Consider the following 21,004-nt stretch of genomic DNA (forward strand, 5'->3'; position numbering starts at 1 on the left):
CGATTTCTTCTCCCCATCAACTTTTTGCCTTTCCCATCCGTCTAAGAATCAGAACCAGGAAGGAGCGCTCCCATCTTGGACCAGACCACCCACCAGCGGCTCACCGAGTATATCGTGGCCCACCAGGAGGATTTTTACCGCCTGGCGTACAGCTATGTCAAAAATCGGGATGCCGCCCTGGATGTGGTGCAGGAGAGCATCGTGAAGGCCCTGTCCAAGTCGGACTCCCTCCGCAATCCGGAGTTTCTGAAAACCTGGTTCTACCGGATTTTGCTCAATGAGAGCATGAACTACTACCGGCACAACCGGCGGCTGGTGTCTCTGGAGGACAGCGGCCTGCCGGACACCCCTGCGCCCCAGGGTGACCACGCCGCCCGGCTGGACCTCCGGGCCGCCATCGACCGGCTGGAGCCCCGGGAGCAGGCCATCATCCGCCTGCGCTTCTTCCAGGACATGAAGCTGGAGGAGATCGCTCAGGTGACCGAAACCAACCTGAACACCGTGAAATCCCGGCTGTACAAGAGCCTGCGCCGGCTGCGGGAGCTGACGGGAGAGGAGTATTCCTATGAATGACCCATGGAAAGAGGCACGGACCGCCTATGAACAGACCCCCATTCCGGAGGAACTGGAATTTGCGGTGGCCAGCGCCATACGCTCGGGCAACCGGCGGCGGAACCGCCGGCGGGCCGTCCGCCGGAGCCTGACCGCCGCTCTGGCAAGCTGCGCCTGCTTTGTGCTGCTGGTCAACGCCAGTCCCACCTTTGCCCAGGCGGTGTCCAACGTGCCGGTGCTGGGCAGTCTGGCCCGGGTGTTCACCGTGACGGAGTACACCGTGGAGGACCGGGAGCACCTCATCGACGTGCGCCTGCCCGCCCTGGAGCTGGAGGGGGCCACCGATCTGGAGCAGCGGATCAACACCGAGATCCAGAGCCGCATCGACCAGGTGCTTCAGGAGGCGGAGGACCGGGCCCGGGAGACCAAGGCCGCCTTTGTGGCCACCGGCGGGGACCCGGACGAGTTCATGCCCATTATGATCAGCGTGGACTATGAGATCAAGTGCCAGACCGACCAGTACCTCTCCTTCATTATTACCAAGACCGAGACCCTGGCCAGCGCCTATACCGAGTACTACGCCTACAACATCGACCTGCAGGCTGGGAAGGAGCTGACCCTGAAAGACGTGCTGGGCCCCGACTATATGGAGATCGCCAATGAGGCGGTGCGGGAGGGGATCGCCCAGCGCTCCCAGGACCCGGACAACGTCTATTTTGAGCCGGGTGAGGGGGGCTTTGAATCCATCTCGGAGGATCAGACCTTCTACCTGAACCAGGCGGGCAACGCCGTGGTGGTCTTTGAGAAATATGAGATCGCCCCCGGCTATATGGGCATGCAGGAATTTGAGATCCCGCTGCCCGAAGCGCAGTGACGGACACACAAAAAAGGAGACGGCTGACGCCGTCTCCTTTTTCATATTCAGCTCTGCCGGGGCACCAGCAGCCACCCGCTGAGGGGGGGCAGCAGCCGCCGGCCGGGGGCGATCTCCCTGCCGGTCATCCAGTCCACGGCAGGCCAGGGCACCTCCACCGCCGCCGCCTTCCGGCCGGCGTTGACGGCGGCCAGCACCGGCTCTCCCTCCCCCTGGCGGAAGAAGGTGAGCAGCCGGCCCTGGGTCTGGCCCCAGCGCAGGTCGCCCCGGCGCAGGGCGGGCAGCTCCCGCCGGGCCTTGCCCAGGGAGGTGTACCACTCCAGCAGGGCCTGGTCCTCGCTGCCCCAGGGGTAGGTGCGGCGGTTGAAGGGGTCCTCAAACCCCTCCATGCCCACCTCGTCCCCGTAGTACACCGTGGGAGAGCCGGGGAAGGCAAAGAGCACCAGGGCCCCCAGCATCAGCTTGGTGCGGCCCAGCAGGTACTGGCTCTCGGTCATGCGGTAGGCCGCCCGCCAGTCCTTGTCATGGTCCTGGCCGTCCCCGCCGTAGCCCAGCAGGGTGAGGATGCGGGGGGTATCGTGGGTGCCCAGGAAATTCATGGCGGTGCGCCAGGCGAAGGGGGGATAGTTCTCCCGGATAGTCTCCATGGCGTCCCGGAAGTCCTCCGCGTTGCCCCCCATCAGATAGGCCAGCAGGGAGTTGCGGAAGGGGTAGTTCATCAGCCCGTCGCAGTGGCCTCCCAGGATGTGCTTGCGGCGGACGCCGTAGGCGATCTTCGTGGAGCCGTCCTCCCACACCTCGCCGATGATGGTGGCGTTGGGGTCGGTCTCCCGGGCGGCCTGGTGGATGCCGTGGACGAAGTCGTCGGGCAGTTCGTCGGCCACATCCAGCCGCCAGGCGTCGGCGCCCGCCTTCAGCCAGCGGCGGACAATGCTGTTTTCCCCGCCGAAGATGTACTCCCGGTAGGAGGGCTCGGACTCGTTGACGGCGGGCAGGGAGTAGATCCCCCACCAGGAGTCGTACTTGTCCGGCCAGTGGGAGAAGTTGTACCACTTGTAGTAGGGGCTGTCCTGGGACTGGCAGGCCCCCGGCTCCGGATAGGAGCCGTCCCCGTTGAAATAGCGGCTGACGAAGCCCTGGTGGTTGAACACCCCGTCCAGCATCACCTTCATCCCCAGCCGGTGGGCGGATTCACACAGGACCTTGAAGTCCTCCTCGGTGCCCAGCATGGGGTCGATCTTCTCATAGTCCCCGGTGCCGTAGCGGTGGTTCTCCGGGGCCTCAAACACGGGGCAGAAGTAGATGGTCTCCACCCCCAGGTCCTGGAGGTAGGGCAGCTTCTCCAGCACCCCCCGCAGGTCGCCGCCGAAGAAGTCCCGGTTGCGCACCTCTCCCTTGGCATCGGGGCGGTACTCGGGGGCGTCGTTCCAGTCCTGGTGGACGGTGCGCCCCCCCACCATGCCGGTGGGGTCCGGGATGCGGGAGCGGCGGAAGCGGTCGGGGAAAATCTGGTAGGTCATGCCCTCCCCGAACCAGCCGGGCACCCGGTCGGTGCCGTCGTACACGGTGAGCTGATAGGGACCCAGCTCCTCCTGGCGGCCGTCCAGGCCCATGAGCCGGAAGGAGTACCACACCAGGCCCACATAGTCCCCGGTGGGCAGCACCACGCCGAACACGTCCCGGTCCCCGTCCATGCCCTTCCACTCCATGGGGATCTCCAGCCGCTCCTCATTGCGGCTCTCAAAATAGGCGATGAGCAGCCCCTCGGAAAAGCCGCAGGTCCGCAGGGGCCGCAGGGCCAGATTCACCCGGGTGCCGGCTGGCACCGCGCCGTAGGGCTGTTTATACCGGATATCCCGGCTGTCAAAGGTCTGTGCGTCCAACAAATGGAAGACTCCCTTCAATGGAGTAGTGTATTCTCGGTCCCCACCGATTCCATGGTATTCTCGGCGCTGAAATAGTAATCCACGATCTCCGCGGTGGCCTGGGCCAGGTTGCTGCCCGAGGCGCCCCGCTCCACCACCATGGAGATGACGATCTGGGGATCGTCATAGGGGGCGAAGCAGACGAACAGGGCGTTGGCCTCCACATTGGAGGCCACCTGGGCGGAGCCGGTCTTGGCGCCCACCTCCACCGGCAGGTCCTTGAAGTAGGCGGAGGAGCTGCTCTTGGGGTCGTTGGCCACCTCCCACATGCCCTTCTTCACCGCCTCCACGTTTGCCGGGTCCAGGTCCAGGGTATTGAGCAGCTTGGGCTCATACTCGTAGACGGTGGAGGAGTAATCGCTGGACTTGACGGTCTTCAGCAGGTGGGTGGCGTAGTGATTGCCCCCGTTCACCAGGGTGGCGATATAGTTGGACAGCTGCAGGGGGGTGACCATGTTGTTGTCCTGGCCGATGGCGGCGTTCAGCAGGTTGCCGCCGTACCACTCCATGCCCAGGGCCTCGCTGGTTGCCGGACCGGCCACCCAGCCCTTCTCCTCCCCCAGCTCCAGGCCGGTGGTCTGGCCCAGGCCGAACTGGGCGGCGTACTGGTCGATCCGGTCGATACCCAGCCGGTGGCCCAGGGTAAAGAAGTAGATGTTGCAGGAGTCCCGCAGGGCGTCGGCCAGGTTCTCCCAGCCGTGGGTGCCCCGGTACTGACGGTAGTACCAGCACTGGGGATGCCAGTCGCCGTAGGGGTAGTGGTCCTCCTCCGGCAGCTGGAAGGTGCCGGTGTCCTGGATCTTCTCCCCCGGGGTGACCAGTCCCTCCTGCAGGGCGGCAATGGCCACCAGTGGCTTGAAGGTAGAGCCGGGGGGATAGGTGCCGTTGGTAGCCCGGTTGTTGAATGGCTTCAGGGGGTCGTTGAGGGCGGCGTTATAGGCCTCGGTGTCCTGATAGATGGTGGACAGGTCAAAGGTAGGGTAGGAGGCCATGGCCAGCACGCTGCCGTCGTTGACGCTCTGCACCACCACGGCGCCGCCCTGGGTGTCCTCCGACTTCAGGTTCTCGATGGTGGAGGCCAGCACCTCCTCCACCTTCTCCTGCAGCCGCAGGTCCAGGGTGAGCATCACGTTGTCTCCCGGCTTGGGCTCCAGGGCCTCGCCGGTCTCGCTGTCCGTCTTCCAGTACTCGCTGACCACCTTGCCGCTGGTGGACAGTTCCTGGACCAGGGTGCCCGACTCGCCCCGCAGATAGTCCTCAAAGGCCCCCTCCACGCCGCCGATGCCCACCTTGTCGTTCATGTTGTAGCCCTTGTTCTTGTAGTTGTCCCAGTTTTCAGCCTGGATCACGCTCACCCGGCCCAGCAGATGGGCGGCGCTGGTGGTATTGTACTGCCGGACGGTGGTGGCGCTCACCGTCACGCCGGTGAGGCTGTGTTCTTTAATGCCGGAAATAGCGTCGATATTCACGTCTTGCGCAAAGACATACTCCGTCTGGCGGATGTCCCGGCTGCGCAGGTTCACCTCGTAGAGCACCCCGATGAGGGCACGGGCGTCGGTGTCGGACAGGGACTCGTCAATGAGGAAGTACTGCCGCAGGCCGTCGATGACCTCTTCCGCCGTCAGGCCCGTCCCCAGGTCCGCCACGGAGGAGGCGCTGTCCAGATCCTTCTGGCTCCAGCGGCCGGGCAGGATGTCCTTGCCCAGGGGCAGGGCGTCCAGCAGGGCCCCCAGATAATTGAACTGCACCTTGCCCTCACTGTCGGTATACACCAGCGGGCTGTCGCTGGTGTAGGTGAAGGGGGCGTCCTCCGAGATGGGCAGGGTGTCCGTCCAGGTGATGCCGGTGTCCTGACAGATGTGGATCAGCTCCAGCAGGATGGCGTTGCGCTCCGCCTCCTCCCCCATGACGGAGGTGTTCAGGGTGATCTCATAGGTGGCCCGGTTGCCCACCAGGCTGCGGCCGTACCGGTCCACGATCTCTCCGCGGGCGGCCTCCACCGTCTCCGTGTTGGCGATCTTCACCGTGGAGGCGGCCCGGTAGTCCTCCCAGTGGAGGACCTGCAGCTGGTAAAGCGCGCCGGCAAAGACCAGCAGCAGCAGGGCCAGGATGCCGGCCACCACCAGAGTGCGGATGTGAAACTGTTTTCCTTCCATGGATCTTTCCCTCCTCGGGGGTCACTGGGACAGGGAGACGCTGTCCTTATGGTAAAACATACGCATCAGATTGTTCCGCCAGTCCGCCGGGTCGGCGGTGATGTCGGAATTGTACAGCAGGGGCGGACGGGACCGGATGGGGTCAAACACCGGGTCGGTGACCTCGGGGTCCAGCAGATCGTCCATGCGGGCGGTCTGCTCCTGGTAGAAGGCGGCGGCGGAGCCGTCGGCCAGGGATCGACAGGCCCGGACGCAGGTGAGGGAACCCCAGCACCGGCCCAGGCCCACCACCACCAGCAGCACCAGCACCACCGGGATCAGCCGCCGGCACCGGCGCAGCAGCTGTTCCGGCTCCCTGATCCGGGGCAGCACCGCCCGGCGGAGCCAGCCCAGCCAGTACCACAGGTTGAGTACGATGAGCCAGTAAAAGGAATAGTACACGATGCTCCGCAGCCGCTCGGGGCCCGCCTGGGACAGGGCGTAGTAGTGGGGGGCGTTCTGGGCGGCGAAGAGCAGGAAGGTGAACACGGAAAAAATCAGAGGCAGGGGGAAAGAGAACTTCACCTTGCCGGTGAGGCCCCACACCGCGGGGATGAGCAGCAGCAGGGCGAAAATATCCACCCAGTTGGGCCAGGTCAGGCAGTCCTTTCCCGCCTGGAGAATGGACATGACCACCGCCCCCACCGCGCCCAGGGGCTCGGCGGCGGAATCCTGCCGCACCTGGTTGCCGGGGGCCAGGAAGCTGACGGCAAAGGGGATCACCAGGGCGAGGAAGAGTACCAGGCCGGGGAAAAACTTCCCCCGCTCCTTCCACAGGAACCACAGCAGGAACAGCCCGCCGATGAGGGTGGCCAGCAGGGCGGAGACGTAGTTGCTCCCCCCCACCAGGATGCCCGCCAGGATGCCGGGGAGCACCGCCCACAGGGTCTGCCGCCGGGTCTTTGCCAGCCTGAGGGCGGCAAACCGCTCAACCAGCAGCAGCATGATGCCGTAGGTAAAGGTATAGTACACCGCCCCGTTCCACCAGTAGAGGCTGTCCTTGGGGGAGGGGATGAACTGGATGGAGAGGAGCAGCATGGGAGCAGCCACAAACACCGTCTGCCGCCAGGTGCCCCCCAGGCCCCGGCGCACCAGGGTGTCGGCGAGCTTGAAGGTGCCGATGCACAGGGAGGCCAGCATCACCACCGGGGTGAGCCAGTAGAGGTACTCAGAGAAGGCGAGGGGAGTGACCGACATGAGCCCCAGGGCCATGAAGGTGCCCTGCCAGCTCTTGTAGTAGCCCCACATGGTGTGCCACACCTCGCCCCAGAAGCTGCCTCCCTGGAGCAGCGCCTCGTGGGGCAGGTAGGCGTAGCAGTAGTCGTCGGAGGAGGGCCAGTCATACCGGCCCAGCAGCAGGATGGGAATCAGGCTGGCAATGAGCAGGGCCAGCAGCAGCCAGGGCCCGTACTTCTGCCAGCATGTACGGATGGTATCCATGGTTCTCTCTCTTTCTACAAAACGGTTTTCTTGGGCACCCGATGGTATACCCACAGGAACAGGGCGTACACCGGGAACACAAAAATCATGGAGATCAGGATCTCCCGTCCGGCCAGGGAGAGCATGGCGCCCAGTTCCCCTTTTCCCAGGAGCAGCCGGACCAGAATACGCACGCCGTCGATGGCAGCCAGAGCCAGCAGGGAGCACAGCAGGCAGCCCAGCAGGTTCTGCCGCAGCAGGTTCTGGGCCAGCGCACCGGCCAGCATGCCCGCCACGCAGATGCCGATGGTCATGGCGCCGTTGGTGCCGAAATATACCGCGTCGCACAAAATGCCCACCGCCAGGCCAAAGCCGGCGCCGGCCACCGTCCCCTCCAGCACCGCCACGGCCACGGCGGCCAGTGGGAGCAGCATGGGGATCACCCCCAGGATGGGGATCCGGTTGAGCAGAAAGCACTCGCAGAACCACACCGGCAGCAGCGCCAGGCCGTATACCCCCCATTTGATGAAAAAGTCCTGGGTCGTCACGGAACGCTGTCCCTCCTTACGGGCTCACTCCACAATGGTGAAGTCCTTGATGATAAAGACCTGCTTCAGATTGTCCAGGTCGGTCTCGGGCACGATGACGGCGTACTGGCCGATGCCGGAGGCGTCGGTGCGCACTTCCTCCACATGGCCGGCCACAATGCCGGAGGGGTAGACGCCGCCCCGGCCGGAGGTGGTCACCAGGTCGCCTGACATGAGCTGGCTGTTCTCCGGCAGGAAGGTCAGCTTCAGCTTGCCCTCGCCCATCAGGGCCAGATCCCCTTCCAGAATGGCGGCGCCGCCGGTGCGGGAGATGAGCCCGCCCATCTCGGTGTCCGAGTCGATGAGGGTGCGCACGGTGCACCAGTTTTCCCCCACCGTGGCCACCACACCCACCAGGTTCCAGTACTCGTCCACCACGCAGTCGTCCACCGCCACTCCCTGGGCGGAGCCCTTGCTCAGGGTGAGGGTGGAGGCCCAGTTGGAGGTCTCCCGGGCGGTGACCATGGCGGATTCCAGCTCGTCAAAGCTGCGCTCCTTGGGGCGCAGCTCCAGCACGTTGCGCAGCCGTTCGTTCTCCTGGAGGGCGGCCTCGTACTCCCGCTCCTTCTCCTCCAGCTCGGAAACCCGCTGCTTCAGCTCCTCGTTCTCCTGCTTGAGCTGCTCCTGCTCAAAGGCGTCGGAGTACTTCTCCTCCGTCCAGTTTACCAGGGCGTTGATGCCGCCCCGCACCGGGGTGGTGAGGATGTTGGCCAGATTGGAGAAGGGCGCCGCCGTCCCGCCCAGCAGGGCGGACACCACCGCCGTCACCAGGGCCAGCAGGATGGCTGCGATGAGGATGAGCAATCCGTTGCGCCGGAAAAAGTCTTTCACAATTCTGTCCCCTTATCCCTGCCCGGCGGCCAGGGACAGGCAGTCCACCCCCAGCTGACGCAGCAGGCAGCCCAGCCGGCACACCGGCAGGCCCATCACGTTGTAATAATCGCCCTGGATGCCCTCCACCAGCAGGGCGCCGTAGCCCTGGATGCCGTAGGCCCCGGCCTTGTCCATGGGCTCCCCCGTGGCGATATAGCGGTCTATCTCCTCAGAACTCAACTCCCGGAAGGTGACGGTGGTCTCCTCGCTGACGGTGTGGCGCTCCTCGCCCCAGAGCACCGTCATACCGGTGTACACCTGATGGCGGCAGCCGGACAGGGTGGAGAGCATCTTGAAGGCCTCCAGCTGGTCCGCCGGCTTGCCCAGCACCGCCCCGTCCAGGGCCACCACCGTGTCGGCGGCGATGATGATGGGGCCGTTTCCCTCCTGGGCCTGTACCGCCAGGGCTTTCTCCAGGGAAATGCGGCGCACCAGCTCCTCGGGCGGCAGGTTCCGGTCCATATGCTCGTCTATGTTGGGGGTCACAATGCGGAAATCCCGCACCCCCATGCGCTCCAGAAGCTCCCGCCGCCGGGGGCTCTGGGAGGCCAAAATGATATCCATGTGACTGTTATTCCTTTCTGCACCGCCTTGACGGCGGCGGGCGGCCACAAAGGCCGCCCCTACATGATTTTGCCGGGGGCGCTTACCGTCCGGTGGAACCGAACCCGCCGGCCCCCCGGCCGGTGTCCTCCAACTCCTCCACGACCTCCAGCTCCGGGGTCACCACCGGAGTCACCACCAGCTGGGCGATCCGGTCCCCGGGCTGGACGGTATAGAGGGTGTCGGACAGGTTGGTGAGCCCCACCTGGATCTCCCCCCGGTAGTCGCTGTCGATGACCCCCACCCCGTTGGACAGGGAGATGCCGTGTTTGATGCCCAGCCCCGACCGGGCGAACACCAGGGCCACGTACTCCGGCCCCGGCAGGGCGACGGCGATGCCGGTGGGGATGCGCACCAGCTGCCGGGGGGCGATGCTCACCGGCTCGTCCAGGCAGGCCCGCAGGTCCAGCCCGGCGGAGCCTTCCGTGCCCCGGCTGGGCAGCGGGATCTCGGTCCCCACCTTGGGGGACACCGCTTTGATCTTCAATCTCATAGGTAAAATTACTCCACGTCTCGATAATACAGACCTCTGGTGTACTCGTTGGGGCTCCAGCCCCCCTGATCCAGATACCGCTGGGCCACCTGGACGCACTCCCGGGGATTTTCGGTGGTGAACAGCAGCCGCTGCGCCCACAGGCCCAGCCGCTTATAGTCGGCGGTCTTGTCCGCCAGAAACAGCTTTTGGGAATTCAAAAGCTCGTTGCGGCAGCCGGGGGCCTTCACCACCGGGAACCGGGCGCCCTTCCGGTCGGTGAGGATGTTGGTGTTCTGACAGTTGCAGGAGCCGGTGCGGTTCTTGATGATGCAGTTCTCCATGATCATCAGGGGCAACCGGCCGTAGGTAATGAGTTCGGTATCCAGGCTCTTGGAGATGTCCCGGATCTGGGGGAATTTCAGCTCAAAGGACAGGGTGAGGGAGGAGAGGCCCAGTCTCTTATATTCTTTCACCGCCTGGGAATTATAGACCTCCAGGCCGAAATCTCCCCGGAGGGTGAAGCCCAGCTCCTTTGCTACGGGCAGCATCCCCAGGTTGCCGATGAGGGCGTCGGTCACCCCCAGGTCCTTCACCTGCCGCAGCTGCTCCTCCACCCGCCCCATCTCCCGGTCCCAGGCGATCCGGGGCAGGATGACCCCGATTTTCGTGCCCGCCGGGGCCTGGGCCTTCTCCGGGTGGGCGGCCAGCTCCTCCAGGGGGATATACACCATGGCCGGACCCAGGTCCAGCAGCTCCTTTGTCACCTGTTCCGCCGTGCGCACCGAGACGGTGAGCACCGGCGGCTCCTTCTGATTTTCATACCGGGCGCCGGGGTGATACTCCCCGTGCCGGCGCTTGGGGGGCTCCTCCCGCTGCTTCGTCAGGCCGTCCAGGGCCTGCCGCCGCAGGGCATTGAGGGCCGCCAGGGGGAGGGACAGGTCGTCCTCCACCAAAGCCCGCACCTTAGCGCAGCGGTAGGGGGTGCCGCCGGTGCGGGAGAGCTGGGTCTCCACCGCCTCAGGCGTCAGGGGCCGGGTGCGGGCGGCCTCGGGCACCTGGCCCTCCACCGTCACCACGCGCCCCTGGGGGTCCTCCACCCCCACGTGGGCGGGCTCGCCGGGGCGGATCATGGCGTAGAAGGTCACCGGCACCCGCTGGGCCTCCCCGCTCTGGTAGGTGTTGCGGGCGGCGGCAAAGAGCTCGCGGGGCTCCTTCTCCTCCTCCCGGACGCCGAACATGTCGGGACCCTGCTGGTCCAGGTAGTAGCCCTGGGTGAAGCCCTGCCGGGAGAAGGCGGCCCGCAGCTGCTCCAGCTCCTCCGCCGTGGGCTCCCGGTCCTCCTTGATGGCTCTGGAATAAATCCCGGTGACCACCGCCACATACTCCGGCCGCTTCATCCGGCCCTCCAGCTTGACGCAGGCCACCCCCATCTTCCGCAGCTCCCGCAGATGGCCCGCCAGGGACAGGTCCTTCAGGGACAGGGGGTTGCCGTCGGCCTTGTCCATCCAGCCGTACTTCAGCCGGCAGGGCTGGGCGCACAGGCCCCGGTTGCCGGAGCGGCCCCCGATGACGGAGGACAGGAAGCACTGGCCGGAATAGCACATGCACAGGGCCCCGTGGGCGAACACCTCGATCTCGATGGGGGAGCGCTCACAGATATACTCGATCTGGTCCCGGCTCAGCTCCCGGGAGAGCACCGCCCGGCTCATACCCAGGTCGGCCGCCATCTTCACCCCGTCCAGGTTGTGAATGGTCATCTGGGTGGAGGCGTGGACGGGCAGGTCGGGGGCCGCCTGCCGCAGCATACGCACCACGCCCATGTCCTGCACCAGCACCGCGTCGGCCCCGATCTGGCTGGCCCGGACGGCAAACTCCGCCGCCTTCGGCAGCTCCCGGTCGGTGAGCAGGGTGTTGAGGGTCAGGTACACCTTGGCCCCCCGCACATGGCAATAAGAAACCGCCGCCGCAAACTCCTCCTCCGAGAAATTTTTCGCGTTGCGGCGGGCATTGAAGTCCCCATATCCCAGATAGACGGCGTCAGCGCCGTTCTGTACGGCCGCCGCCACGGCCTCCATGGACCCGGCGGGGGCGAGCAGTTCCAGCATGGTATCCCTCCCAAAAAGGGGGCACAGGCCCCCTTTTTACTGTTTCTTGTTCTGCAGCTTGAAGATCTCCCGCTTGGCCTCGGACAGCTCCAGCTTCATCTTGGTGGCTTCCTCCAGGTACTCCTTCAGCTGGCGGCGCAGGTTCTCCGCCGTCTCCACCTCTTTGAAGTACTCATCGGCGATGTTGACCGCCGCCAGCACCGCTCCGTCCACCAGGGATACTCTGGACCCATCCAGGACCTCCTGCACCTTGGCGTCCACATGGGCGGCCACCTTCTCGGTATAGCTGGGCTCCTCGCTGCCCACCAGGGTGTATTCCTGACCGGCGATGGTGACGGTGACGCGGTTTTTCATGGTACCCCTCCTGACCATAGTCATAATAAGTTACCCTATTATATCACACATACAGGGAGATGAAAAATAAATTCTTCGTGAATTTTCGGGGGATGCAGGAAGCCCGCGGACAGAATGACCTCTCATTCCGCCTGCGGGCTTCTGTCGTCCGGAACCGCCCCTTATGGGCTAACCGGCGCCGTTGTAATAAGTGATCTCTTCCCGGGCCTGGGCAAACAGGTCGGCCACGTAGGTTTCCTGGGCCTGCAGCAGTTCCGGCGGCGGGTTGACTTTCGTAAAGGTCAGCCCGTTTTCTTCGCAGAACTCCTCCCCCACCGCGTTCAGGAGCTTCTGCCGCGCGATGGTGCTGGATGCCTGGGCCTCCAGCTCCACAAAGTACTCGTCCACCGTGATGCCGGCCCACTGGCAGTACTCCTCCAGCAGGGCTTTGCCTTCGGGGAGCGCATAGCCCTGTTTCGCATTCTCCACCATGGCGTCGATCTCGTCCTGGGTGGCAGCGTATCCAAGCCGCTGGGCTTCCTCCAGCAGAACCGTGTTTTGCAGGAGCTCCGTCAGAATCTCCCGCTCGGTTGGAAGCTCGGCGCCCTCCCCGGCAAGAAACCGGGCCGTGTCGGAATAGGTCTCCACGTCCGCCTGGTACACCTTTTTCCCGTGATATTCGGCCAAAAGACCGGGTTCATCTGCTGCCGTCCCATCCCCGTGAGACCCGCGGCCTCCGAGGAGAAGGGCGGCAAGCAGACAGACGCAAACGGCAGCCGCAAGGAAAAGAGATCTCTTTTTCATATTAGCGCCTCGCTTTCCAGTCGCACAGCACTTTCTCACCATCATTGTATCCTATTTGCTCTGTCCCCGCAATCCTGTTCTGCCGGAAATGTCTGCTGTGGGATTGTGCCCTCCCCCCGGCATGTGGTATGATATAAAATACGATATTATGGGGAAAGGGGGATGCCCTATGCCGGAGCTGCTGCTGCCGGGCAATATCATATCCATGGACCGCCGGGCGGCCGACCGGCTCATCGCCGCCGGCAGCGGGGACGGGGCGCTGCTCTATCTGTGGCTGTTGGGCCACGGAGGGGAGCTGGTGCCCTCCGCCGCCCGGAAGGCCTTGAAGTGGGACGAGATCCGGCTGGAGGAGGCGGTGGCCGCCCTCAAGTCCCTGGGTCTGTCCGACGGCAGCGCCCGACAGGAGGCGCCGCCCCCCGCCGCTCCCGACGGGCCCCCGGACTACACCGCCGCCGACATCACCCGGGAGCTGGAGCAGGCGGATTCCTCCTTCCCCAGCCTGGTGAATGAGGTGCAGCGGCGGCTGGGCAAGATTCTGTCCACCTCCGACCTGAAGAGCCTGTACACCCTGTACGACTATTTGGCCCTCCCCGCCGAGGTGATCTGCCTGCTGGTGAGCTGGTGCGTGGAGGAGTTTGAGCGGAAATACGGCGCCGGCCGGAAGCCCCGCATGTCCCAGATCCAGAAGGAGGGCTTCGTGTGGAAGCGGCTGGGGGTGGACACTGCCCAGGCCGCCGAAGCCCACCTGAAGCGGCAGGCCCTCTACCGCACCCGGGAGGGGGAGATCCTCAAGCTGCTGGACCTGCCTCCCCGGCCCCTGGTGGAGGGGGAGCGGAAGAAGGTGGCCGCCTGGACGGACATGGGCTTCGAGGACGGAGCCCTCCGGATGGCCTACGAAAAGACGGTGTACAAGAAGCAGAAGATGGACTGGGACTATATGAACGGCATCCTGGTCCGGTGGCACCGGAACAACCTGCACACCCCGGCGGAGATCGAGGCGGGGGACAAGCCCCGCCGGAAGGCCGCCGCCCCCGCCATGCAGGATCAGCCCGCCGTCCCCGGCGATGCCGACCGCCGGGTGCGGGAGGACCTGGCGCGGATGCGGGAATTCATGCGCAAGCAGAACAGACAGGAGGGGAAGTAAGCCATGGGATACGAACCTGCCGTCCTCCGGCGGGCCACCCGGCGGCTGGAGGAGCAGCGCAAGCTCCGGGCCGTCCGGCAGGAGCAGACCCGGCGGGAGATCTACGCCCGGCTGCCCCGGGTGGCGGAGATCGACAAGGAGCTGAAGGGCACCATCTACCAGATCATTGCCGCCTCCCTGAAGGAGGGGCGGGACCCGGTGCCCGCCATCGGGGTTATCAAAGACCGGAACCTGGACCTGCAGGCGGAGCGGACCCGCTTGCTCACCGACCACGGCTATTCCCCCGACGCCCTGGACGACCGCCCCGCCTGTCCCAAGTGCAGCGACACCGGCTGGGTGGGCAGCCAGATGTGCTCCTGCCTCCGGGCCCTGTGCACCCAGGAGCAGATCAAGGAGCTGTCCAAGCTGCTGGACCTGGGGGAGCAGTCCTTTGACAGCTTCTCCCTGGACTGCTACTCCCCCCTGCCCTGGCCGGGGGAGAGCGTGCCGCCCCGGGAGAACATGGAGTTCATCTACGAGGTGTGTTTGAACTACGCCCAGAAATTCGGCAAGTTCTACTTCCGCAACCTGTTCCTCACCGGGGCCCCGGGGCTGGGCAAGACCTTCCTGTCCGCCTGCATCGCCCGCACGGTGTCGGAGCTTGGCTTTTCGGTGGTGTACGACACGGCGGTGAACATCTTTACCCAGTTTGAGGAGCAGAAGTTCGCCCGGGACCGGCTGGAGGCGGGGGAGGCCAGGGACGAGACCAAGCGCTACCTGGGCTGCGACCTGCTGATCCTGGACGATCTGGGCAGCGAGCTTACCACGCCTTTTGTCCAGTCCGCCCTGTACACCCTGGTCAACTCCCGGCTGTCGGCAGACAAGCGGACGGTGATCTCCTCCAACCTGAGCATGGATCAGGTCCGCCAGCGGTACACCCCCCAGATCGCCTCCCGGCTGGAAGGCGAGTACCGGGTGCTTCCCTTCTACGGGGAGGACATCCGCCTGCTGCGGAAAAAACAGCTGTGACCCCGGGAGGCGGCCGCCGGAGGGCGGCCGCCTCCTTTTATCTTGCTTTCCGGGGAATTTATGATATACTATTTGGGCTTATCTTTCACCTTTTTGTTTTTATAAGGAGTTCTACATGATCACAGTTTCCGATTTGACGCTGGCCTACAGCGGCCAGCCCCTTTTTTCCCACGTGGATCTGCAGTTCACCAAGGGCAACTGCTACGGCATCATCGGCGCCAACGGCGCGGGCAAGTCCACTTTTCTGAAAATCCTCTCCGGCCAGCTGGAGCCCACCTCCGGCGAGGTGTCCATCCTGCCCAACACCCGCATGTCGGTGCTCAAGCAGGACCAGAACGCCTATAACGCCTACTCCGTCATGGACACCGTCATCATGGGCAACAAGCGTCTGTACGACATCGGCAAGGAGAAGGACGCCCTCTATGAGAAAGAGGAGATGACCGAGGAGGACGGCATCCGGGCCTGCGAGCTGGAGGAGGAGTTTGCCGAGCTGGGCGGCTGGGAGGCCGAGAGCGACGCCTCCCGCATCCTCCAGGGCCTGGGGGTGGGCACCGAGTTCCACCAGACCTCCATGGAGACCCTGGATCCCCGGCTGAAGGTGAAGGTGCTGCTGGCTCAGGCCCTGTTCGGCAACCCGGACATCCTGATGATGGACGAGCCCACCAACAACCTGGACATCGCCGCCACCAACTGGCTGGAGGACTTTTTGCTGGACTTTGAGGGCACCGTCATCGTGGTGAGCCACGACCGGCACTTCCTCAACACCATCTGCACCCACATCGTGGACATCGACTACAACAAGATCAAGCTCTACGTGGGCAACTACGACTTCTGGTACGACGCATCCCAGCTGATGCAGAACCTGATGAAGAACCAGAACAAGAAGAACGAGGAGAAGGCCCAGGAGCTGAAGGAGTTCATCTCCCGGTTCTCCGCCAACAAGTCCAAGAGCAAGCAGGCCACCGCCCGGCGCAAGCTGCTGGAAAAGATCACTCTGGAGGAGATCCCCGCCTCCTCCCGCCGCTATCCCTGGGTGGCCTTCTCCCCCGACCGGGAGGTGGGCAAGGACATCCTGTTCGTCACCGACGTGTCCAAGACCATCGACGGGGTGAAGGTGCTGGACAAGGTGTCCTTCATCGTGGGCCATGGGGACAAGATCGCCTTCGTGGGCGACAACGAGAACGCCCAGACCGCCCTGTTCAAGATCCTCACCGGGGAGATGGAGCCCGACGAGGGCACCGTGAAGTGGGGCCAGACCGCCACCTTCTCCTACTTCCCCAAGGACAACACCGAGTTCTTCAAGGACTGCGACGACAACCTGGTGGAGTGGCTGCGCCAGTGGTCCTCCGACCCCCACGAGGCCTATCTCCGGGGCTTCCTGGGCCGGATGCTGTTCTCCGGGGACGAGGTGTACAAGCCCGTCAAGGTCCTCTCCGGCGGCGAGAAGGTGCGGTGCATGCTGTCCCGGATGATGCTGTCCGGGGCCAACGTGCTGCTGCTGGACCAGCCCACCAACCACCTGGATCTGGAGTCCATCGCCGCCCTGAACAACGGCCTGGAGGCCGTGAAGTGCAACGTGCTGGTGGCCTGCCACGACCACCAGCTGATCCAGACGGTGTGCAACCGGGTGTTTGACTTCACCGACGACGGCAAGCTCATCGACCGGAAGATGACCTATGACGAATATCTGGAGAGCATGAAGGAGGGCTGACACCCTCCTTCTTTTTATGCCGGTTTTCTGCGGTAGAAGATCAGTCCCGCCAGGTCGGCCAGGGCCCAGCCGATGGGCACCGCCCACCAGATGCCCTTCAGGCCGATGGCCGGGATGGGGGAGAGCAGGTAGGCCAGGGCCACCCGGGTGCCCAGGGAGACCACGGTGAGCACCACCGACACCCCCGGCCGGCCCAGGCCCCGGAACAGGCCGTAGAGCAGGAAGAGGATGCCGATACCGCAGTAGCACATGCCCTCGATGCGCAGGTACTCCACACCCACGGCCACGATCTCCGTCTCCGCCGGGTCCACGAACAGGCCCATCAGCGGGGCGGCAAAGAGGCAGACCAGCAGGGAGCTGATGATGCAGAATCCCACGGACACCCACACCGCGGAGCGGATCCCCCGGCGGATGCGCTCCGCCTTCTGGGCCCCGGTGTTCTGGGCCACGTAGGTGGAGAAGGCGTTGCCGAAGTCCTGAACGGGCAGGTAGGCGAAGGCGTCGATCTTCACCGCCGCGGCGAAGGCCGCCATCACGTTGACCCCGAAGGAGTTCACCAGGCCCTGGACCATCAGGATGCCGAAATTCATCACCGACTGCTGCACACAGGTGAGGGTGGAATAGCTGACGATGCGGCCCAGCTCCCCCCGGCTGGCGGTCAGGTGCCGCCGCTCCAGCCGGAGCAGATCCACCCGTTTCCAGCAGTAGGCGGCGATGCCGGCGGCGGACACCCCCTGGGCCAGCACCGTGGCCCCGGCGGCCCCCGCCACCCCCCAGCCCAGGCCCAGCACGAACCACAGGTCCAGGCCGATGTTCAGCACCGTGGACACCGCCAGAAAGACCAGGGGCGCGGTGGAGTTGCCCACCGCCCGCAGCAGGCAGGCAAAATAGTTGTAGAGGAAGGTAAAGCACACCCCGAACAGCACCACCCGCAGGTAGGACCAGGTATCCGCCCAGGCCTCCGGCGGAATCTGAAGCAGGGCCATAATGGGCGCCAGAAAGACCTGCACCCCCACGTTGAGGACCACCGCTGCCCCGCCGATCAGCAGGAACGAGGCGAACAGGCACCGCTTGAGGGCGTCGGTCTCTCCCGCTCCGTAGAGCATGGACCACAGGGCCCCGCTGCCCATGCACAGCCCCAGCAGCACCGAGGTCAGGAAAGTCATCAGGGTAAAGGAGAAGCCCACCGCCGCCAGGGCGGTGGGACCCAGGGCCCGGCCCACGATGAGGGTGTCGGCGATGTTGTAGCACTGCTGGAGCAGATCTCCGGCGATCATGGGTCCGGCAAAGAGCAGCATGGGGCGGGTGATGCCGCCCCGGGTCAGGTCAATCCGCATGGTCCTTCCACATTCCTTTCTCAGGCATGATAACAGGCTACAGGGAAAAATACAAGTGCCCGCTTGCCTTTTTGCCGGGGAGACGGTAAGATAGACTGTAAAGGGCGGGGATTCTGAGAAAATCCGTGCACTTTTTTCCAGGCTGTGCTATACTATATACTCGAACTCATTTCATCCGGAAAGGATGCTGACAATGCGGAAAGAAATTTTGGTTCCGGCCGTGGCCGTCATCGGCGGCGGCGCGGGATTCGCCCTGCGGCGGTGGGGTCTGGACACCGGATTTGAGCCGGATACCGGCCTGGCCGTCCCCGGCGCCCCGGCCAATCTGGCCCTGATCGCCCTGTCGGTGGTGATGGTGGTCCTGCTGGCTCTGCTGTGCTGGGGGAAGAAGGGAAACCTCTCCGGCTACAGCCAGGCCTTCCAGGCCCAGGGAAACACCCTGTACGCCACGGCGGGGGTACTCTCCGGCTTTCTGCTGCTGGGCGCCGGCGCCCTGATGGCCGCCGAGCCCCTGATGGGCGGCGAGCTGGTATACACCCGGCTCATCACCGCGGTGCTGGCCCTCATCGCCGGGGTGTGCGTGATGCTGACGGTGCGGGACAACCTGCGGGGCCTCAGCAACGGCAAGTACAGCTTCAAGCTGCTGATGCCGGCCTACGCCTTCTGTGTGTGGCTCATCGCCGCCTACCAGGTGCGGGCGGGGGACCCGGTACAGCTGGACTATGTGTACGAGCTGTTCGCCATCATTGCCGGCCTGCTGGGCCTGTACAGCGCCGCCAGCTTCTCCTTTGAGCGGGGCCGGCCCTTCCTCACCTGCCTGTTTTCCCTGCTGGGGGTGTACTTCTCCCTGGTGACCCTGGCGGACGGCCACCAGCTGGCCGATATGCTGCTGTACGCCTTCACCATCCTCTACCTGCTGACCAATACCGTGACACTGCTGCACAACGCCGCCCGGCCGGAGCTTCCCGCCCAGGGCGAGCACGATACGGAGGGATCCTCTGATGCCTGAAAAGAAAAAGTTCTATATCACCACCCCCATCTATTACCCCTCGGACAAGCTCCACATCGGACACACCTACTGCACCGTGGCCACCGACGCCATGGCCCGGTACAAGCGGCTCCAGGGCTATGACGTGATGTTCCTCACCGGCACCGACGAGCACGGCCAGAAGATCGAGGACAAGGCCAAGGAGGCCGGCGTCTCCCCCAAGGAATTTGTGGACCGCATTGTGGAGGGGCCCCAGGGCGTCAAGGATCTGTGGAAGCTGATGAACATCTCCAACGACCGGTTCATCCGCACCACTGACGACTACCATGTGGCCGCCATCCAGAAGATTTTTAAGAAGATGTACGAGAAGGGGGACATCTACAAGGGCAAGTACGTGGGCAAGTACTGCAAGCCCTGCGAGTCCTTCTGGACCGAGAGCCAGCTGGTGGACGGCAAGTGCCCCGACTGCGGCCGGGAGGTCCAGGACGCCGAGGAGGAGGCCTACTTCTTCCGTCTGTCCAAGTACGCCGACCGGATCCAGCACCTGCTGGAGGACACCGACTTTTTGGAGCCCCGGAGCCGGGTCAACGAGATGATCAACAACTTCATCAAGCCCGGCCTGGAGGACCTGTGCGTGTCCCGCACCTCCTTCCAGTGGGGTATTCCGGTGGACTTTGACCCCGGCCATGTGGTCTATGTGTGGATTGACGCCCTGTTCAACTACACCACCGCCCTGGGCTTCATGAACGACAAGTATGACGACTACGACAAGTACTGGCCCGCCGACGTCCACTTCATCGGCAAGGAGATCATCCGCTTCCACTCCATCATCTGGCCCGCCATGCTGATGAGCATGGACATGCCCCTGCCCAAGAAGGTGTTCGGCCACGGCTGGCTGCTGCTGGACGGCGGCAAGATGAGCAAGTCCAAGGGCAACGTGGTGGACCCCTACCTGCTGGCCCAGCGCTACGGCGTGGACGCCCTGCGGTACTTCCTGCTGCGGGAGTTCCCCTTCGGCACCGACGGCAACTTCTCCAACGAGGCCCTCATCGGCCGGATCAACACCGACCTGGCCAACGACCTGGGCAACCTGGTGAGCCGCACCACCGCCATGGTGGGCAAGTACTTCGGTCAGAACCTGCCCGCCGACAGCGGAACCACCGAGGACGAGCGGGACCTGGCGTCCATGCTGGCCCAGGCCCATGGCGATGTGGGTCTGTCCATGCAGTTCCCGGAGGACGACCCCCGCAAGTTCGACGTGGAGCTGATCTCCCTGGCCGCCGTGCTGCGGGATGCCTACGAGGACAGGATGGAGCAGTACGCCTTCCAGGACGCCCTGATGGAGGTGTTCAAGCTCATCGGCCGGGCCAACAAGTATATCGACGAGAACAAGCCCTGGGTGCTGGCCAAGGATGAGGCTCAGAAGGGCCGCCTGGCCCACGTGCTGTACAACCTGCTGGAGTGTGTGCGCATCTCCGCCGTGCTGCTCACCCCCTTCATGCCCGACACCTGCGGGAAGATCTTTGAGCAGATCGGCGCCGGCGCGGACCTGCGGACCTGGGAGTCCGCCGGAACGTGGGGCCTGCTGCCCGCGGACGCAGCGGTAACCAAGGGGGCCAACCTGTTCCCCCGCATCGATATGGAGAAGGAGCTGAAAGAGTTGGAGGAGCTGGAGAAGAAGCCCGCTGAGGCTGTTGAGAAGAAGGCCGAGGCCCCTGCCGAGCCTGAGTATATCACCATCGACGACTTCAACAAGGTGAAGTTCGTCACCGCCAAGATCCTGGCCTGCGAGGCGGTGCCCAAGTCCTCCAAGCTGCTGCGGTTCACCCTGGACTGCGGCGAGGCCTTCCCCCGCCAGATCCTCTCCGGCATCCACGAGTACTATGAGCCCGAGGAGCTGGTGGGCAAGACCGTGGTGGCCTGCACCAACCTGAAGCCCCGGAAGATGATGGGCCTCATGTCCAACGGCATGCTGATCTCCGCGGTGAAGGAGGAGGCCGACGGCTCCGAGAAGCTCCACCTGATCATGCTGGACGACAAGGTACCCGCCGGCTACGGCCTGTGCTGAGTT

General features: G+C 64.5%; 18 protein-coding genes. 7 read left to right on the top strand and 11 right to left on the bottom strand.

Going from position 1 to position 21,004, the window contains the following annotated elements; genetic code table 11:
• Positions 1-75: 75 nt before the first annotated feature.
• Positions 76-573, top strand: coding sequence for an RNA polymerase sigma factor (locus E0E41_RS10580; RefSeq protein ID WP_130869869.1), 498 nt, complete (start codon positions 76-78; stop codon positions 571-573).
• Positions 566-1,426, top strand: a complete 861-nt coding sequence (locus E0E41_RS10585; RefSeq protein WP_130869870.1) for a DUF3298 and DUF4163 domain-containing protein — start codon at positions 566-568, stop codon at positions 1,424-1,426. Before E0E41_RS10580 ends, E0E41_RS10585 begins: the two co-directional genes overlap by 8 nt.
• 47 nt (positions 1,427-1,473) lie before the next feature.
• On the opposite strand, the gene E0E41_RS10590 is transcribed toward E0E41_RS10585, so the two are convergent.
• The 10 genes from E0E41_RS10590 to E0E41_RS10635 form a co-directional block, all read right to left on the bottom strand.
• Positions 1,474-3,312, bottom strand: coding sequence for a glycoside hydrolase family 13 protein (locus tag E0E41_RS10590; protein WP_130869871.1), 1,839 nt, complete (start codon positions 3,310-3,312; stop codon positions 1,474-1,476).
• A gap of 14 nt (positions 3,313-3,326) precedes the next feature.
• Entirely contained in the window at positions 3,327-5,507 is a 2,181-nt protein-coding gene (locus E0E41_RS10595) for a penicillin-binding transpeptidase domain-containing protein (protein ID WP_130869872.1), read from the bottom strand.
• 21 nt (positions 5,508-5,528) lie between these two features.
• Positions 5,529-6,986 (bottom strand): DUF6056 family protein, encoded by a 1,458-nt coding sequence (locus E0E41_RS10600; protein WP_130869873.1) that lies wholly within the window; start codon positions 6,984-6,986, stop codon positions 5,529-5,531.
• Positions 6,987-7,000: 14 nt separating this feature from the next.
• A complete protein-coding gene (gene mreD, locus E0E41_RS10605) occupies positions 7,001-7,513 on the bottom strand; it encodes a rod shape-determining protein MreD (RefSeq protein WP_130869874.1) in 513 nt (170 codons plus the stop codon).
• A gap of 24 nt (positions 7,514-7,537) precedes the next feature.
• Entirely contained in the window at positions 7,538-8,383 is an 846-nt protein-coding gene (mreC, locus tag E0E41_RS10610) for a rod shape-determining protein MreC (RefSeq protein WP_130869875.1), read from the bottom strand.
• Between the two features lie 12 nt (positions 8,384-8,395).
• The gene (locus tag E0E41_RS10615; RefSeq protein ID WP_130869876.1) at positions 8,396-8,989 is read right to left on the bottom strand and encodes a Maf family protein; all 594 of its coding nucleotides are present in this window, start codon (positions 8,987-8,989) and stop codon (positions 8,396-8,398) included.
• Positions 8,990-9,071: 82 nt separating this feature from the next.
• On the bottom strand, positions 9,072-9,521 hold the full coding sequence (dut, locus tag E0E41_RS10620; protein WP_130869877.1) for a dUTP diphosphatase: 450 nt from the start codon (positions 9,519-9,521) through the stop codon (positions 9,072-9,074).
• Positions 9,522-9,529: 8 nt separating this feature from the next.
• Positions 9,530-11,608 carry a U32 family peptidase gene (locus E0E41_RS10625; RefSeq protein ID WP_130869878.1) on the bottom strand — a complete coding sequence of 693 codons (2,079 nt, stop codon included), beginning with the start codon at positions 11,606-11,608 and terminating at the stop codon, positions 9,530-9,532.
• A 36-nt stretch (positions 11,609-11,644) separates the two neighbouring features.
• Positions 11,645-11,962, bottom strand: a complete 318-nt coding sequence (locus E0E41_RS10630; protein ID WP_130869879.1) for a cell division protein ZapA — start codon at positions 11,960-11,962, stop codon at positions 11,645-11,647.
• A gap of 168 nt (positions 11,963-12,130) precedes the next feature.
• Positions 12,131-12,628 (bottom strand): hypothetical protein, encoded by a 498-nt coding sequence (locus tag E0E41_RS10635; protein ID WP_130869880.1) that lies wholly within the window; start codon positions 12,626-12,628, stop codon positions 12,131-12,133.
• Between the two features lie 286 nt (positions 12,629-12,914).
• On the opposite strand from E0E41_RS10635, the gene E0E41_RS10640 reads away from it, so the two are divergent.
• The 3 genes from E0E41_RS10640 to E0E41_RS10650 all read left to right on the top strand — a co-directional run bounded on the left by E0E41_RS10640 (position 12,915) and on the right by E0E41_RS10650 (position 16,608).
• Positions 12,915-13,889 carry a DnaD domain protein gene (locus E0E41_RS10640; protein ID WP_130869881.1) on the top strand — a complete coding sequence of 325 codons (975 nt, stop codon included), beginning with the start codon at positions 12,915-12,917 and terminating at the stop codon, positions 13,887-13,889.
• A gap of 3 nt (positions 13,890-13,892) precedes the next feature.
• Positions 13,893-14,897 carry an ATP-binding protein gene (locus E0E41_RS10645; RefSeq protein ID WP_130869882.1) on the top strand — a complete coding sequence of 335 codons (1,005 nt, stop codon included), beginning with the start codon at positions 13,893-13,895 and terminating at the stop codon, positions 14,895-14,897.
• Positions 14,898-15,012: 115 nt separating this feature from the next.
• Complete coding sequence (locus tag E0E41_RS10650) at positions 15,013-16,608, top strand: ABC-F family ATP-binding cassette domain-containing protein (RefSeq protein WP_130869883.1); 1,596 nt, start codon at positions 15,013-15,015, stop codon at positions 16,606-16,608.
• Positions 16,609-16,622: 14 nt separating this feature from the next.
• Here E0E41_RS10650 and E0E41_RS10655 read toward each other — a convergent pair whose 3' ends face one another.
• Complete coding sequence (locus E0E41_RS10655; RefSeq protein WP_130869884.1) at positions 16,623-17,945, bottom strand: MATE family efflux transporter; 1,323 nt, start codon at positions 17,943-17,945, stop codon at positions 16,623-16,625.
• Between the two features lie 193 nt (positions 17,946-18,138).
• Between E0E41_RS10655 and E0E41_RS10660 the strand changes: the two genes are divergently transcribed.
• On the top strand, positions 18,139-18,954 hold the full coding sequence (locus E0E41_RS10660; RefSeq protein WP_130869885.1) for a hypothetical protein: 816 nt from the start codon (positions 18,139-18,141) through the stop codon (positions 18,952-18,954).
• Positions 18,947-21,001 carry a methionine--tRNA ligase gene (gene metG / locus E0E41_RS10665; protein ID WP_130869886.1) on the top strand — a complete coding sequence of 685 codons (2,055 nt, stop codon included), beginning with the start codon at positions 18,947-18,949 and terminating at the stop codon, positions 20,999-21,001. The genes E0E41_RS10660 and metG overlap by 8 nt, the downstream gene beginning before the upstream one ends.
• Positions 21,002-21,004 lie beyond the last annotated feature (3 nt).

This window comes from Intestinimonas massiliensis (ex Afouda et al. 2020) (assembly GCF_900626285.1).
Lineage (GTDB): Bacteria > Bacillota > Clostridia > Oscillospirales > Oscillospiraceae > Flavonifractor > Flavonifractor massiliensis_A.

Coding starts and splice junctions, on each gene's coding strand:
- E0E41_RS10625 (WP_130869878.1), bottom strand. CDS start 11,608: ATGCTGGAACTGCTCGCCCCCGCCGGGTCCATGGAGGCCGTGGCGGCG.
- E0E41_RS10650 (WP_130869883.1), top strand. CDS start 15,013: ATGATCACAGTTTCCGATTTGACGCTGGCCTACAGCGGCCAGCCCCTT.
- dut (WP_130869877.1), bottom strand. CDS start 9,521: ATGAGATTGAAGATCAAAGCGGTGTCCCCCAAGGTGGGGACCGAGATC.
- E0E41_RS10660 (WP_130869885.1), top strand. CDS start 18,139: ATGCGGAAAGAAATTTTGGTTCCGGCCGTGGCCGTCATCGGCGGCGGC.
- E0E41_RS10645 (WP_130869882.1), top strand. CDS start 13,893: ATGGGATACGAACCTGCCGTCCTCCGGCGGGCCACCCGGCGGCTGGAG.
- E0E41_RS10630 (WP_130869879.1), bottom strand. CDS start 11,962: ATGAAAAACCGCGTCACCGTCACCATCGCCGGTCAGGAATACACCCTG.
- E0E41_RS10640 (WP_130869881.1), top strand. CDS start 12,915: ATGCCGGAGCTGCTGCTGCCGGGCAATATCATATCCATGGACCGCCGG.
- E0E41_RS10600 (WP_130869873.1), bottom strand. CDS start 6,986: ATGGATACCATCCGTACATGCTGGCAGAAGTACGGGCCCTGGCTGCTG.
- metG (WP_130869886.1), top strand. CDS start 18,947: ATGCCTGAAAAGAAAAAGTTCTATATCACCACCCCCATCTATTACCCC.
- E0E41_RS10595 (WP_130869872.1), bottom strand. CDS start 5,507: ATGGAAGGAAAACAGTTTCACATCCGCACTCTGGTGGTGGCCGGCATC.
- E0E41_RS10585 (WP_130869870.1), top strand. CDS start 566: ATGAATGACCCATGGAAAGAGGCACGGACCGCCTATGAACAGACCCCC.
- E0E41_RS10655 (WP_130869884.1), bottom strand. CDS start 17,945: ATGCGGATTGACCTGACCCGGGGCGGCATCACCCGCCCCATGCTGCTC.
- E0E41_RS10615 (WP_130869876.1), bottom strand. CDS start 8,989: ATGGATATCATTTTGGCCTCCCAGAGCCCCCGGCGGCGGGAGCTTCTG.